Here is a 13,155-nt window from a genome sequence, read left to right as displayed (position 1 = left end):
TTTCTGCGTTCCGGTTCACAGCCCCAGCCCGCGTTTGCGGCCGAAGCTCCAGTCCACGCCGCCATCGCCGCGGGCTTTGCCGGTGACATGGCGGCCGCGATGGCGTTCCAGCGATGGGGTCCAGGGCAACAGCCTGAAGCTGAGGCCGTCGTCGATCATGGCGAAGCGCCCTGAGGCGAGTAGGAAACGGCGGCGATAGGTGCCGCTGACATGCTCGCCGGCCGATGCGCGGTCGAAGGGCAGGCCGGTGTCGGTGGCGAGCTTCTCGCCGAGCGCCTGCACCTCGCGGTCGCGCAGTCGGTCGAGCAGCCGGCGCGCAAAGATCACGCGACCGCCCTGACGCTGGGCGAGGCCCTCCTCGATCAGATGTTCGGCGCGCTGCTTCATGGCCTGACGCACCTCGACCCCGAACCCGTCCTCGCCGAGCGCGACCGGGGTGCGGGCCAGCGCCTGCCGATCGAGCCAGGTGGCGCCGCTGGCGGTGACCTGGGCGCGGATTTCGAGATCGGAACGGACGGCCAGTGCCACCCGCCGCCGGCCATGGGCATCGTCGAACTTGCGCAGCTCGACGATGGAGCCCGGCATGCTGTCGCCGGCGGCATCGAGATCGGGCAGGCGGATGTGATGGGTGCGGCCGTCGACACCATCGACCACGGCAAAGGCGGTGCCCTTCAACTCGTCGTCGAGTCCGCGCTCGACCAGCCGGCCGAGGACCGGATCGTCGAGGCTCTCGCCGGCCAGCACATAGCTGGCGCTGCCGCGCTCGATGCCGCGTTCGCTGAGGCCGCGATGGATGCGCTTGATGATGTCGCCGCGCATTCCCATCTCCCGCAGCACCGCGTGGGCGTTCTCGGTCAGCACCCATTGGCCGGGGCTGAGCTGCTCGGCGAGGCCGAGGGTCTCCAGCTTGCGCAGCCGGGTCACCTTGAAACTGGCATAGGCGTCGGGCTGCCGGTCCGGATGCGGTGCGAGGTCGATGACGCCGCTGCGGGCGGCATCGCGGGCCAGCTGGCGGTCGAGTTCGGTCCAGCGCTCGGCTTCGATCTGCCGGACAAGGGCGGCGCGGATATCGATCTCGCTGCGCGGCCCCAGTTCCAGCGTTACCAGGTCGCGGGCACGGTCGCGCATGCCCTCCTTGATGTAGTCCCGCGCGATGACCAGGTTCTCGCCGTCGTCGCGGACACCGCGGACCAGCAGATGGACATGCGGATGGCCGGTGTTCCAGTGATCGATAGCGACCCAGTCCAGACCGGTGCCGAGATCCTGTTCCATGCGGCTGACCAGATCGCGGGTGAAGCCGCGCAGATCGGTCATGTCCACGGCATCGTCGGGGGAGACGATGAAACGGAAATGATGGCGGTCGTCCTTGCAGCGCTCGGCGAAACCCTCGTGATCCGCCTGGTCGCTCTCCGGGCCGAACATCCGCGCCTTGGCGCCGTCGCGGGTGACGCCGTCACGGCGCAGATAGCCGAGATGGGCGGGCAGGGCGCCCGAGCGCCAGCCATTGCGGACGACGCGGGCCTTGATGACGACGCCGCGGGTGCGCGAGGTGATCAGGCGGTTGGCCTGCACAGTGGCGCGCTGGCCGCGCCCGAAGCGCGAGCGCGATCCGGAACCGATGGAGCCCCGGCGCGAGACGGTGCCGCCGGCCTTCTGCGCGGCGGCCAGCGCCTGGGCGATGAAGGGGCGGGCCTGCTGGGCGCGGGTCGAGCGTATCCGGCCCGGACGGATACGGAATTCCTCCTCGTTGCTCATGGTTGCAATCCCGCACATCGCGCCAAATTCCAGAACTCATTGAAAAAGCCAGAAAATCGCACATCGCGCCTGAAGCGCGCACATCGCGGAGACGCGGCATAACCCCTTGAAAACCCACGACCGCCCAAGCCCGCACCTCGTGGGCCTTTATCCTGCCATAAAAAACCGGGCGGCGCGGTCCGCAGGGCCGCGCCGCCCGGTTCTTTCCTGTCGTATCCTTTGCTGCGATCTGGTAGCCGAATGCTCATGACGGCCCCCTTGGCAGGGATCGCCCCCGGCGGGTGCTGTCCAAGGGCGCGACCTCGGGCAGCGGATCGTCCGGCAAGGTGAATTTCCGCTGCCAGGAATGCCACGCGGCAGTGACCGCGCCGGTGCCGGGAAACAGGTCGTCGAGCGTATCCTCGGGCCGCGCGGCAACCATCTCGAAGCACCAATGACAGACAGCTTCGGGCTTGGCGCCGGTCAGACCGCGGCGCAGGGTGATGCTTTCCTGGATCCAGTCGCGCAGCACCAGTCGCTTGCTGACCACGGGCTTGCGCGCGGCTTTGACGATCACCGGCTCCCAGGCCCAGGCGACCGGGACATTGCGCTTGAAGGCGGCGAACCCCTTCACCCAGGCCATCCATCTTGCGCCCGTCGGCTCGACCAGCGGGGCGAGCACGGCGAAGGAGCGCGGCGTCGCGGCGGCATGCAGGATCCAGCCGTCGTAGTCCCGTTCCAGCCGTTCGATCAGCGCCGCATGATCGACTTCGCCGGCATAATCGGGACGACCGCGGTAGAGATGCGCGCAGCCGATATAGGGTGGGTCCGCATAGGCGATCCGCATGGTCATGGCGTGATTTCCGCATCCGACCGGCGCACGAACAGACCGTCGGGTTGCAGTCGCTCTGCGTCCGGAGTGTCGGTCATGCTGCTGGTGAAGAGCGGTGCTTCGCGCCAGTCGTGCGGCGGGGCGGCGACGAAACCGGCCCCGGGCAACGGCTCGCCGCCGAGCAGCGGTGCCAGGGCGGCGACATAGGCGCGGGTCTCGGCCGGCAAGGTCCGGCCCGAGACCAGGTGTTCGTCGTAGCGCCCCGGTCCGGCATTGTAGGCGGCCAGCATGCCGGCGACGCTGCCGTAGCGGTCGTGCATCTCGCGCAGATAGGCGGCGCCGGCGAGAATGTTGTCGCGGGGATCGAACGGATCATGGCCGAGAGCATGGCGGGCGCGCAGCGCCGCCCATGTCTCCGGCATGATCTGCATCAGGCCCATGGCGCCCTTCGGCGAGACGGCGTGCGGATTGCCGCCGCTTTCGACATGGCGCACGGCGCGGATCCAGCCGGGCGGGATGCCAAAGCGCAGCGAGGCTTCCGCGACATGGGATGCGAAGGGATCGCGGCTTTCCTGCGCGAGACGATGCATGGGCTGCACGGTCTGCGCCAGCGGACCGGCAGCCGGAGCGGCAGTAAAGACCAAACCGGAAAGAAGAATGGCGGCGATGCGACGGGCGGCGCTTGCCCGCCCGTCGGCACGACGTGGTGCGGTGAATGGCATGGTTCACTCCCGCTCGTCGCGTTTTTTCGGGCACGACCAGTGCAGGCCCCAGTTCCGGCCCTGTTCGTCGGACTGGAACAGCCGCGCGCGGATCGGCTGCGCGAGCGCCGGATCGTCGAGCGCGACCGAGATGTAGGTTCCGGCCTTCTCGCCGCTGTGGGTCCAGCCGGCGCCGATCTCCGGGCCGTCCTCATTGTCGAGGTGGACGCGGTAATCCGGGGCCTTCTCGATATCGGCATTGTGGGTCGGCACGAAGACCAGGTTCAGGTCGAGGGTGACGGTGCGGATGCGGCCCTCGTAGCCGTCTTCCGTGCGGGTGAATTCTCCGATCTGTGGCATCATTTGGTCCCTTCGGTTGCGGTTGGCGGTTGGATCGCGGGCCGACTTCCGTGCCAATGGAAGCGGCCGTCGCCCGCCGCATCGGTCCAGAGCGGGACGATGCGGGCGGTGACGCTGGCGACCGGGAGCGGGCCGAAATAGCGGCCATCGAGGCTGTCCTCGGCCTCCCGGTTCATGAGAAAGACCTCGTCTGCACCGATAATCCTGCAGCCCTGCCAGGTGGGCAGCGGTCGACCGAAGCGGTCGCGCTCGCGCGCCGCGCCGAGGACCTGGCCGTCGACGGTGATCGAGGCGCCGGTGCGGCAGACCCGCGTGTCGGGAAGTGCTATGACGCGCTTCAGCAGCGGCACACCGGGGCCGATATAGCCGCGCGCGGCGACGAACTGGGCGAGCGGTTCGGGCGGATCGACGGCGACCAGATCGCCGAGAGTGAGCGTGGTGGGCGGCTCGACGCGATAGAGCCCGACGGGAAGACTGGCGGAAGCGTTCCAGATCAGCCGCGGCGCGATGTCGGTGGCGGAAACGGAGCCGATCACCAGCACGGCGAGGCCAGCCACGGCGAGATATCCGGTGCGAATCCGACGGGTCATGGCGTGCCCCCATGATCCGCGGGGTCGTCGGTGGGCGCGTTGTCGGCGCGATCGGCGCTTGCGGCAGGCTCTCGAACGGAGGGTGCATGATCGTCGGCACCGGCATTGCCGCCGTCTGCGCTGGTGCATGCGGCACCCGCAGCGGGACCATCCTCCGACGCGCCACCGAGGACCGCGTTCAGCGCGGCCTCGGTGCGCAGGATGGCGCGGCCGATGGCCTCGGGGATCTGCGGCACCACCGCGTCGCCGAAGGCCTCGACGATCAGGCTCGCCGCAGACGTCCCCTTGCGACTGCCGAGCGCAATGCGCGTCCGAGCCAGCCAGGCGGAAAGCCCATCATCCATGCGTAGGTGATGGGCAATGCCGCCGTTCCAGTCAGGCCATGGCTCCGCAAGATCGCCGCCAGTGCCCGCGCCGCGGCCCATTTGTCCGGCGCCCGGTCGGTCATGGCCCCGTCCATCACCGCATCCATGGTCGGCGACTTCCGGCGGTCGTAAGCCGGGCTCCAGCCGTCCATGCGGCTGTCCCGCTTCGTCGGCGTCGGCAGGATCTCGGGCGCCCGCCTGTCGAAATGCAGCGCCTCGCCGATCGTCGGCGTGCGGTCGAAACGGTCCTGATCCGAGGTCATCCGGCCCTTCCGCCTGCGCAGCACGCTGCCGCGCGGCGCCGCATTCGCCGTCGGCGTGCCCATCATTCCGGCATGGCGGCTGTTGTGGCCCTGCAACTGGCTCAACACATCGCCCCGGCCGCCGCGATCGGCATCCGTCTTGCGCGGCGTCGCCAGGATCATCCGCAGCGGATATGTCGAGCCCGCCCCGCCGCCGGCGCCGTCCTTCATCCCGTCCGAGGCCATCGGCGTCGGCAGCGGGCGGTTGCGGAACAGGTCGGAGAGGCCGGAATCCTTCATCGCCTTCCGCGCGCCCGATCCCCCCTCCAGACGTATCCCGCCCTGCTGGGACTGCGACACGGGTGTCGGCAAGCTGTTCGGGATCGCAGCCGATGAGCCAGGAGCGCTTGCGGACATGGTTGGCGCCGATATCCGCAGCACCCACCACGCATGGCCAGCAGGCGTAGCCGAGCGCTTCCAGCTCATCAAGCAGCCGGTCGGCGCCGCGAGTTCGGAGCACAGGGCTGTTTTCAAAAGCGAACCAGCGAGGCCGGCAGTCTCCGACCAGCCGCACGGCCTCGAGGTAGAGACCCGAGCGTTCGCCCTCGATCCCCTTGCCCTTGGTGTTGGCGCTGCTGATGTCCTGGCAGGGCGGCGAGCCGACGATGATGTCCGGCAGGCAGCCGAGGTCGGAAACAAGTCGAGCTGCCGTGAGGGTGCGGATATCGGCGTAGAGTCGGACATGCGGGAAGTTCTCCGAATAGAGGATACGCCGCCACTCCACGATCTCGCAGGCGGCGACGGTGACGAATCCAGACCGATGCAGGCCGAGCGACCAGCCGCCCGCGGCACCGCTGAAGAGATCGAGCACGCGCATCATTCGCACAGCCCGTATTCGCTGTCGCAAAGCAGGCCGCCGTCCTCGGCCTCCTGCCGCTCCAGCTCGATCAGCAGATCGAAATTGCGCCCGCCCCGGCCGGTGCGCGACCAGTCGATGGCCTTGTCGATGGTCGCCCGGCCGTGATCGGCGGGATCGCCGGGAACCGTCGGCGCGGGCAGCAGCGAGACGGGCGTGCCGAGCGCCGCCGTGCGGCGCGAGACCAGCCCGACCAGCCGCTCCCATGCACGCACCCGCGCCACCTCGGCGGGGAAGCGCATGGCCCAGAGGCGCAATTCGCGCTTCCTGACCATGATGCAGGTCGAGCAGCCGACCCGGCTCATGCCCATCCGGTAGAGCGGGTTGTGGCGCAGGCCGTGGCGGTCGGAGATGGCGAAGGCCTCCGCCGCCGTCCAGCGGAAGATCGGCCGATAGAGCAGGTTTCGGGCGCCGGACGGGTGGCGCACCGACTGGATCGGCGGCTTCTTGGCCCGCGCCGGGCTTTCGTCCGCGCGCTCGCCGATCCAGTCGATGACCGAGATGCCGGCATCGAGCAGCGGGCGCTTGCGATGCATCAGCGGCACCAGCTTGGTGTCGCTGGTGCAGAAGCGGGTCTTGGTGCTGGGAAAGCGGCCATGCAGCATGGCCACGTCGAGAAACGGGATGCCGGTCGGGTGCAGCAGCGCCAGCGCGCGGTCGATCAGGGGATCCGGGACCGGCGGCGAGACCATGACCGGGCAATCGCAGTGCGCCAGCCAGTCGGTTTTGGTGATCGCGCCCGCCTTCCAGGCGATCCGGCGCTGGTTGCAGGCGGGCTTGTGGCGGGTGCGGCGCTTTTCCTTCGACCATTCCCCGCGCAGCATGGCGCGCTTGCGGGCGAAGGCGGCCGCGTCGGTGAGGCCGGGCACGTCGTTGGCCGAGACCGTCTCGATGCGCAGGCCGAGGCGCTGGCGCAGCCAGCCGTCGAGCCAGGCGACATGGTCGAGGGTGATCGGGTTTTCGTGGCCGGTATCGGCGAAGAGGACGCGCGGGAGGCGGTTTCCGAAGGCGGCGAGCCCCCTGCGCTCGATCCGCTCGACCATCAGGCAGAGGACGGCCTGGCTGTCCTTGCCGCCGGAGAGGCTGACGAAATGCTGGACAGTGGTCCTCATGGCCTGCGCCCCTCTGGACGCGCCTCAGGGGCCTCCTGCCCAGTCCGGGGATCATGAGGCATGACCTTCCGGCGCTTCAGCCATGCGGCGTGCCGCAGGCGGGTGTAGCGGTGCGGCGCTTCGTTGGCGGAGAGCCGGTGATGGAGATGCCGCCAGTAATCCGGGGCGACGTCGCCGGGCGGTATGCCGACGGCCTCGATCCGGTCGATGGCTTCCAGCACGCGCGCGACGCGCGGCCAGCCATGCAGCTTCAGCAGGATCTCGGCGCCGGGCTGGACATGGGGGATGGTCTGGCAGGGCTGGCCGGCCTCCACCGCTCGCAGGATGTCGATGCGGGAGGCGGTGGTGCCATAGCCGTTCGCCGTCCAGCGGACGAAGGCGAAGACGCTGCCGGGCGCGAAGCCGAGCGTCCGGCGCTCGCGGTCCTGGACCCATTTGAAGCGGTAACGGCCGAAGCGGATCCAGTATTCGATCTCGCCCTTGCGCCAGATCAGGTCGACCAGGGTGCAGCCGGAAGGCGGAACCGAGGCCGCGCAGCGGCTGTCGGGTTCCGGCCCGGCACCGGTCGCCGGGTTCATGGGACGATCCGTCATGCCGGCCTCCCATGATCGGATGCGGCTGTGAGCCAGTTGCATGATCCGGGGCCACCAGCCTCACCAACTGGGGCCAAGGCCGCAGGCTCTGGGACCTGGTCATCCGCGCCCTGGTCAGAGCCGCGATGACAGGGAACGCTGTCGTTGCACCTCGGCGTCGGTGCCGGCTCAGACCGCGAGTCGACGATTAAAGGGAAATCCCGGTCTACGATTAAAGGGAAACCGTTCCACGATTTAAGGGACCACTCAGCCATCGGAGCGCCCCGTTTTCCCGGCCTTTTTCGGCGGTTCCAGTTCGCGAATCCCGGCCCCGGTTCGCGTAACCTGGCCCCTCGGAGAGGGTTCTCCACAGCGGGCGCGGCGCCCACTACAGTTAGACTCTATGTTAGATTCTAAGTTAAGGGCCGGAATCAGCGTTTCAGGCCAAAGAGTTAACTGGGTCTCGTGCGCCCGAAATCCCGATAGTGCTGCGCCTGAAATCCCGATACCATTTGCGCCCGAAATCCCGATACCTTCCCCAGAGTTATCCACAGGTTCTGTGGATAACTTGGCAGGCCGGATGCGCAGCAGCTGATGGCGTCCGTCGCGCTCGATGCCGAGGCGGTAGCCGGGCAGCGGCTGGCGGGCGACGAGGCGGCGGATGTCGAGGGCGAAATCGGACAGCCGGGCGAGGCTGCCGGACTTGGCATGCAGATGCGGGATCTCGAAGCGCCAGCCCGAAGGCTGACGGCCAGCGTGCTTGCGGGCGACTCGATAGAGCCAACGCTCGATGCCGCCCTTCAGCCGGAAATAGGCCGGATCGATGGAGAGGACCAGCGAGCGGTCGATGACGCCGCGATAGAACCATTCGGGCAGCACGAGCTCCATGCCTTCGGTGCGTCCATCGCTGGTCTCGCATTCCTCCCATTCGTTGATCCAGGAGAACTGGTGCCGCCGCCAATGGCTGCCATGGCGGATGGTGGTGCGGATCACCGTCGATTGCAGCCGTGCCATCGTGTTTTTCAGCAGGCGATACTCAGTCGCACCGGTATTCCGGCCGATGGCGGTGAGCAGCTGATAGGGGGTGAAGCGCAGGAAGCGCGAGGTTTGCAGCCCGGCGTTCTCGGCCTCGACGATCTGGCTGGCGGCCCAGATCAGGATATCGGCATCCCAGATCGTGGCCATGCCGTGCTCGGGAAAGCCCTGGACATGGACTTGGACACCGCCGGATTCGTAGTGGATCGGGGTCAGGCGCTTGGTCTTGGCCAGCGAGAAGAAGGGCCGCTCCATCAGATCGCGCTGGTCGCGCGGGCTGGCATCGCCGCCGGAGACCACGAAGGGGTTGAGCCTGGCCCGTTCGCCGGTGGGCCGTTTGCGGTTACGGGAAGACATGACCAGCCCTCACCCTTTCTGCCCGGCCGGGTGCGGCCGGCGCAGGCGGTATTTCGGCAGGGCGGGAAGCACGGGCGGCGTGGGGTCGGATGTCGATGTCACGGTGCCGCGCTCGGCCCAGGCCTGAAGATCGCGGACGGCGTAGACCACGCGGCCGCCGAGCTTCTTGTAGGTCGGGCCGGTGCCGTAGACGCGGTGCTTTTCCAGCGTACGGTCGGAAAGGCCGAGGAAGCGGGCGGCCTCGGGGGTGCGCAAATAGCGATGGGGCAGGGGCGAATGGTCAGAAGACATGGTTGCAGTTCCGTGTTCTCGAAGGGCGCCGCGGCGGGCGCGGCTCGTAGTCACGGACAGCCTGGCGCAAAAAACGGCCGGGGGTGGATGTCGAAGATTCTTGCGGATTTTCGACACCCCTCGACGCGAGTGCCGGCGTTTCACTTGAGGGCCGCGAATGATAGGAAGGGCGCTCGTGATCGTTGGAGATCAGACGGAGGCCGAGATGGTGCAGGATGCCGGACATGACATGAAAGCCCGGATGCGGGCGGACCTGCGGGCGGCGATGAAGGAAGGGCGCGGCGGCGACGCCAGGCTGATCCGGTCGCTGATCGCGGCGATCGACAATGCCGAGGCGCCGCCGGCCCGCGTGGGCAGCGGTGCGGCGGAACAGCACCGGTTCCTGTCGGGTTCGGCGGAGGTCGAGCGGCTGTCACTGAACGCGGACCGGGTGCGGGCGATCCTGATGGCGGAGATCGATGAGCGGGAACAGGCGGCTGCGGAGATGGACCGCCTCGACCGGCCGGATCGCGCCGATGCGGTCCGGGCCGAGGCGCGGCTCGCCGCCGGGTATCTCAGCCGGTCCTGATCGCTTGGTCTTTGCGCTTTCGGTCATGCCGCCGGCGATGCAGGAGCGACCTGTATCCGCCAGCGACGAGCTGGAGCCCGTCGCGGGCCAGCCGGATGACGGTTTCGCGCAGGGCGTTGCTCTTCCAGGTGGCCAGGGTGATGCGGTGCGCCGGGAACAGCACCTGCGCGATCACCCGGTAGCTGGCGCCATCCTTGCGGCCGTCCACGGCGCGCAGGGATTTTCCGGCGCGCTCGCGTTTCTGTCGGGACATGCGGCGGCGCTCCGGCGGAACCTTGTCGCCGTTGAGCGCGGCCCAGAAGCGCTCGACCGCTTCCAGCCGATCCAGCGCCAGGTGGTCGGCGAGGACGACCGCCGCGACCGGCTGGTCCGGCCCGCCGGCGAGGAACAGCAGCGGGAACTCGACGCCCCGGACGCTGGCGGTGCAGAACCCGTCCTTGCCGAGATCGCCGACGATCACATCGTCGCGGGCGGCGAGGCGGGGTCCGTCCATGCCGGGCGGGCAGGGACGCAGCAGGATGCGGGCCGGATCAACGGCAGGAGACCAGATCACCCGCTGCCTTCGTGCCGGGAGGCTCGGGTCGGCGGGGAAAGCACAACCCCCATCTTGCGGCAAAGGCCCGGCCAGCCTCGGTATCGAGCTGGCCTGCCGCCGCAAGACGGAAGTACTCCTCTCTGTAATCCTCGTTCCTGCGCAGGAATTCCCAGGCGAGTTCCGCAGGCGTCAATGTGTCGATGTAGTCGTAGGCGGATCGAGACCGCCACTCGGCGTATCGCGGCATTGCAACGTCTCCTTCATCGCGCGCTCCCCCAAACCGGAGAGGGGTCAGGATCGAAGGGGGGTGGTGGCAAATGAAGCACGAAGCCCGCCCAAGCTCGTGCCATGCGTGCAAATGGATCTTATTACCCGCGCCCGGCGATCAGCAGGTCGAGGTAACCGCTTGATGCGAGCCATTTCGCGCGGTCGAGATGCGAGGCGAAGAGCGTTTCGGCCCGTTCCGGTTGCGCGGCAGGATCGATTCCGAAAATGATCTCAACCGCTTCCTGCCAGCCTGCGCCGTCGCGGTCGGCGTCGAGCAGGCGCAGATAGAGCGTCAGCTGCTCCTTGTCGTAGTCGGTCGGCTGGTCGCCCGCCGGCGGCTGATCCTGAAACTCCTGGGCCATTGCAGGTCCCCTGTCCCTTGGCTGCGGTCATCGGTGGATAAGGTGGTAGCGGAATTGTGCCGATCTGTGAACGGCAAATTCGGCAGGTTCCGGCCAGCTGTAGTTCAGCGGCACTGAAGTTGGACGTCGTATCCTGAGCGGTGGATCACGAAGCGTCGATTGGCGAAGACAATGCTGTGCCGATCCTCTATGTTGGTACTCGGAGCAGACGCGCTGCTCTGGGGCTTCGAAACCCCTGACTAGCGGTTGGCGCCGGCCGTGACGGCGCCACAAACCTCGAACCTTATGGTCGGGGAGCCCATGGCGCATGTCCAGGGCTACCCGCCTAAAGGTCATGGGGCCGCGCTAGTCACGGTTTCGAACTCCCCGATCACCAGGGTCAGAGGGCAATTGCGGGGGCGTACCGCAAGCCATGCCCATCGGAAACAAGGGGATAAGCCATGAGCGCTCCCATTGATCGCGATCCCGTCGTGGAAGACGAGGCACCGGTCTCGGACAAGATCACCGCCTATGACGAGCAGCATTACGTGACCTATCTGCGGCTGCTCGACGCCAGCGCCGAGGATGCGGATTGGAAGGAGGTGGCGCGGATCGTGCTGCGCCGCGATCCGGATGCGGAAGAATTGCGCACATATCGCTGCTGGCAGAGCCATCTGGCGCGGGCGGAGTGGATGACAAAGAACGGCTACAAGCAGATGCTGAGAGGCGCCGCCGCCAACAAAGGTTGAGCCCGGCGCCCTTGCAGACAGGCCCGCCGCGCAATTGCATCGGCGGGGATGCCGTTTCGCTCGCGGTATCAGGCGCGCTCGATCTCGCTCGGGGTGTCGAGGAGGAGGTCGGCGGCTTCGGTCATCGCCTGCAGGAGGATGATCTGGGCCAGTTCCTCGTCGGGGGTCTGCATCCATTCCCTGCTGATCCGCTCCAGTTCCTCGAGCCGGCGAGGGTCGCGGCGGATCAGGGCGGTGGCGGCTTCGGCCATCAGCTCGGTCACGGTGGTCGGGTGATTCATGATGTCTCTCCGGTCGGGCTGCGGGGCCGAACGATCCGGCCCTTTCCACTGGCGCAGCCCCGCCGGGCGTTTGCCTCGGCGGGGCTTCCGATCCCGCTGGTGCATTCAGGTGCCATAGAGGTGGGTCTCGTATCGTTCCCGGCGCAGGCGGAGGAATGCCTCGATTTCCGCTGCGGTGGTGGCGCCGTATTCGACCAACTGACCAAGCAATTCGAGGGCTTCATGGATGTCGTTGCGGTCGAAGCTGAACTCGCATTCGGCGTGGATCTTCGCCGCGAGGGCGGTGGTTTCGGTTTCGCAGGTCATGGCTATTCTCCCGTCTGGACGTGGCGCTGGTGGTGGTCAGGCGATGACATCGTGGACCAGTTGGGCCATGGTCGGCAGGTGCTCGATCTCGACCTCGACCTTGATGTCGCCGTTCCGTTTGCGCGAAAAAACGGCGTCGATCCTGCTTTCCAACCATGCGGTCGAGCATGCGTCGGCCGGCCAGCCCGCCTTCGTTGCGGCAGCGCGGGCGGCGGCGAAGGGGATGACGATCTGGGCGGTGGTCATGGCGGTTCTCCTTTCCGGACGTGAGGCTGAACCGTTCAGCCTCTGCTACTGCCGCAAGCCCCGCGATGGCGGGGCCGGGCTGCTGGCGCGGGCTGCGGTCAGATGAGACCCGCCTTCTGCAGCCAGTCGGCGGCATCGCCGGCGTCGGTTGCGAAGACAACGACCGTCAGGGTCATGCTGTCGCGGCTGGCGCGGGCCTTGACCCCGGTATCGGCGTCCATGCCCATCTCGATGTCCTCGATGTTGATGCGCCTGGCCAGCGGGTTGCTGGGGATGTTGATTTCGAATGTCGCGGTATGCATGGGCTTGTCTCCGGCTTCGGGGACCGATCCATCCGACCCCTTCCACCACCCCGACCCCGCATTGCGGGGAGCATGGCGCCGGCGGGTCTCGACCACCTCGGCGCCTTACGAATAGTCTAGCAAAAACAAGGCTCTAGCGCAAGCGGATTGTGGCGTTTTATCCATTATTTTCAGCCTGTTAGCGGGTTTTCGGCTTTCTTCCGCAGCCGCTGGAACGCCCACGGGTGTCCACCCCGTTCGCCGGTGGACACCCGCTCCCTTCGTCTCTGAAGCAAAACGCGCCGTTCCCGCCCACGCGCCGACGATCATGCAAAGCCCTTCGGTGGCGCTGTTGCGCTGCCCGTTCCCCAGCCTTCTTTCCCAAGCCCCTGTTTTCCCTGTTCAGGGAGAGGGATGGGGTTTGGGGAAGGGGGGAGGGAACCGTCCCCCTTCCCCATGGGAGGGTTCAAGGGA

The 13,155-nt window shown here is 67.6% G+C and carries 19 protein-coding genes; 2 read left to right on the top strand and 17 right to left on the bottom strand.

Annotated elements, in window-relative coordinates:
• Positions 1–15: 15 nt before the first annotated feature.
• The 10 genes from ACDP63_RS18655 to ACDP63_RS18610 all read right to left on the bottom strand — a co-directional run bounded on the left by ACDP63_RS18655 (position 16) and on the right by ACDP63_RS18610 (position 9,107).
• Complete coding sequence (locus ACDP63_RS18655) at positions 16–1,755, bottom strand: relaxase/mobilization nuclease domain-containing protein (protein WP_409928418.1); 1,740 nt, start codon at positions 1,753–1,755, stop codon at positions 16–18.
• 244 nt (positions 1,756–1,999) lie between these two features.
• On the bottom strand, positions 2,000–2,587 hold the full coding sequence (locus ACDP63_RS18650; RefSeq protein ID WP_409928417.1) for a hypothetical protein: 588 nt from the start codon (positions 2,585–2,587) through the stop codon (positions 2,000–2,002).
• The gene (locus ACDP63_RS18645; protein ID WP_409928416.1) at positions 2,584–3,288 is read right to left on the bottom strand and encodes a lytic transglycosylase domain-containing protein; all 705 of its coding nucleotides are present in this window, start codon (positions 3,286–3,288) and stop codon (positions 2,584–2,586) included. The genes ACDP63_RS18650 and ACDP63_RS18645 overlap by 4 nt, the downstream gene beginning before the upstream one ends.
• Positions 3,289–3,291: 3 nt before the next feature.
• Positions 3,292–3,627: a DUF736 domain-containing protein gene (locus ACDP63_RS18640; protein ID WP_409928415.1), complete on the bottom strand. Its 336-nt coding sequence runs from the start codon at positions 3,625–3,627 to the stop codon at positions 3,292–3,294.
• Positions 3,627–4,217, bottom strand: a complete 591-nt coding sequence (locus ACDP63_RS18635) for a S26 family signal peptidase (RefSeq protein ID WP_409928414.1) — start codon at positions 4,215–4,217, stop codon at positions 3,627–3,629. The genes ACDP63_RS18640 and ACDP63_RS18635 overlap by 1 nt, the downstream gene beginning before the upstream one ends.
• Positions 4,214–5,704 (bottom strand): DNA cytosine methyltransferase, encoded by a 1,491-nt coding sequence (locus ACDP63_RS18630; protein ID WP_409928413.1) that lies wholly within the window; start codon positions 5,702–5,704, stop codon positions 4,214–4,216. Before ACDP63_RS18630 ends, ACDP63_RS18635 begins: the two co-directional genes overlap by 4 nt.
• Positions 5,701–6,852, bottom strand: coding sequence for a phosphoadenosine phosphosulfate reductase family protein (locus tag ACDP63_RS18625; RefSeq protein WP_409928412.1), 1,152 nt, complete (start codon positions 6,850–6,852; stop codon positions 5,701–5,703). Before ACDP63_RS18625 ends, ACDP63_RS18630 begins: the two co-directional genes overlap by 4 nt.
• Positions 6,849–7,445 (bottom strand): DUF2840 domain-containing protein, encoded by a 597-nt coding sequence (locus ACDP63_RS18620; RefSeq protein WP_409928411.1) that lies wholly within the window; start codon positions 7,443–7,445, stop codon positions 6,849–6,851. The genes ACDP63_RS18625 and ACDP63_RS18620 overlap by 4 nt, the downstream gene beginning before the upstream one ends.
• A 246-nt stretch (positions 7,446–7,691) precedes the next feature.
• Positions 7,692–8,714 (bottom strand): replication initiator protein A, encoded by a 1,023-nt coding sequence (locus ACDP63_RS18615; RefSeq protein ID WP_409928410.1) that lies wholly within the window; start codon positions 8,712–8,714, stop codon positions 7,692–7,694.
• Positions 8,715–8,825: 111 nt separating this feature from the next.
• Positions 8,826–9,107, bottom strand: a complete 282-nt coding sequence (locus ACDP63_RS18610; RefSeq protein WP_072462309.1) for a helix-turn-helix transcriptional regulator — start codon at positions 9,105–9,107, stop codon at positions 8,826–8,828.
• A gap of 241 nt (positions 9,108–9,348) precedes the next feature.
• Between ACDP63_RS18610 and ACDP63_RS18605 the strand changes: the two genes are divergently transcribed.
• Positions 9,349–9,675 carry a hypothetical protein gene (locus ACDP63_RS18605; RefSeq protein ID WP_409928409.1) on the top strand — a complete coding sequence of 109 codons (327 nt, stop codon included), beginning with the start codon at positions 9,349–9,351 and terminating at the stop codon, positions 9,673–9,675.
• Here ACDP63_RS18605 and ACDP63_RS18600 read toward each other — a convergent pair.
• The 3 genes from ACDP63_RS18600 to ACDP63_RS18590 form a co-directional block, all read right to left on the bottom strand.
• On the bottom strand, positions 9,662–10,228 hold the full coding sequence (locus tag ACDP63_RS18600; protein ID WP_409928408.1) for a DUF2285 domain-containing protein: 567 nt from the start codon (positions 10,226–10,228) through the stop codon (positions 9,662–9,664). The two genes, ACDP63_RS18605 and ACDP63_RS18600, sit on opposite strands and share 14 nt — an antisense overlap.
• The gene (locus ACDP63_RS18595) at positions 10,206–10,457 is read right to left on the bottom strand and encodes a transcriptional regulator domain-containing protein (RefSeq protein ID WP_409928407.1); all 252 of its coding nucleotides are present in this window, start codon (positions 10,455–10,457) and stop codon (positions 10,206–10,208) included. Before ACDP63_RS18595 ends, ACDP63_RS18600 begins: the two co-directional genes overlap by 23 nt.
• A gap of 121 nt (positions 10,458–10,578) precedes the next feature.
• The gene (locus ACDP63_RS18590) at positions 10,579–10,839 is read right to left on the bottom strand and encodes a DNA -binding domain-containing protein (protein WP_409928406.1); all 261 of its coding nucleotides are present in this window, start codon (positions 10,837–10,839) and stop codon (positions 10,579–10,581) included.
• A 440-nt stretch (positions 10,840–11,279) separates the two neighbouring features.
• Here ACDP63_RS18590 and ACDP63_RS18585 point away from each other — a divergent pair, with 440 nt between their 5' ends.
• Entirely contained in the window at positions 11,280–11,567 is a 288-nt protein-coding gene (locus ACDP63_RS18585; protein WP_409928405.1) for a DUF2285 domain-containing protein, read from the top strand.
• Between the two features lie 68 nt (positions 11,568–11,635).
• Here ACDP63_RS18585 and ACDP63_RS18580 read toward each other — a convergent pair whose 3' ends face one another.
• From ACDP63_RS18580 to ACDP63_RS18565, 4 genes are all read right to left on the bottom strand, one after another.
• On the bottom strand, positions 11,636–11,848 hold the full coding sequence (locus ACDP63_RS18580; RefSeq protein WP_409928404.1) for a hypothetical protein: 213 nt from the start codon (positions 11,846–11,848) through the stop codon (positions 11,636–11,638).
• A 105-nt stretch (positions 11,849–11,953) separates the two neighbouring features.
• Positions 11,954–12,154 carry a hypothetical protein gene (locus ACDP63_RS18575; RefSeq protein WP_409928403.1) on the bottom strand — a complete coding sequence of 67 codons (201 nt, stop codon included), beginning with the start codon at positions 12,152–12,154 and terminating at the stop codon, positions 11,954–11,956.
• Between the two features lie 36 nt (positions 12,155–12,190).
• The gene (locus ACDP63_RS18570; RefSeq protein WP_409928402.1) at positions 12,191–12,400 is read right to left on the bottom strand and encodes a hypothetical protein; all 210 of its coding nucleotides are present in this window, start codon (positions 12,398–12,400) and stop codon (positions 12,191–12,193) included.
• 98 nt (positions 12,401–12,498) lie between these two features.
• Positions 12,499–12,702 (bottom strand): hypothetical protein, encoded by a 204-nt coding sequence (locus tag ACDP63_RS18565; RefSeq protein ID WP_409928401.1) that lies wholly within the window; start codon positions 12,700–12,702, stop codon positions 12,499–12,501.
• Between the last annotated feature and the right edge of the window lie 453 nt (positions 12,703–13,155).

It is taken from the genome of Paracoccus sp. P2 (genome assembly GCF_046335115.1).
Classification (GTDB): Bacteria; Pseudomonadota; Alphaproteobacteria; order Rhodobacterales; family Rhodobacteraceae; genus Paracoccus; species Paracoccus pantotrophus.
The sequence above is the reverse complement of the archived record's forward strand: the minus strand, read 5'-3'. Positions and strand labels throughout refer to the sequence as shown.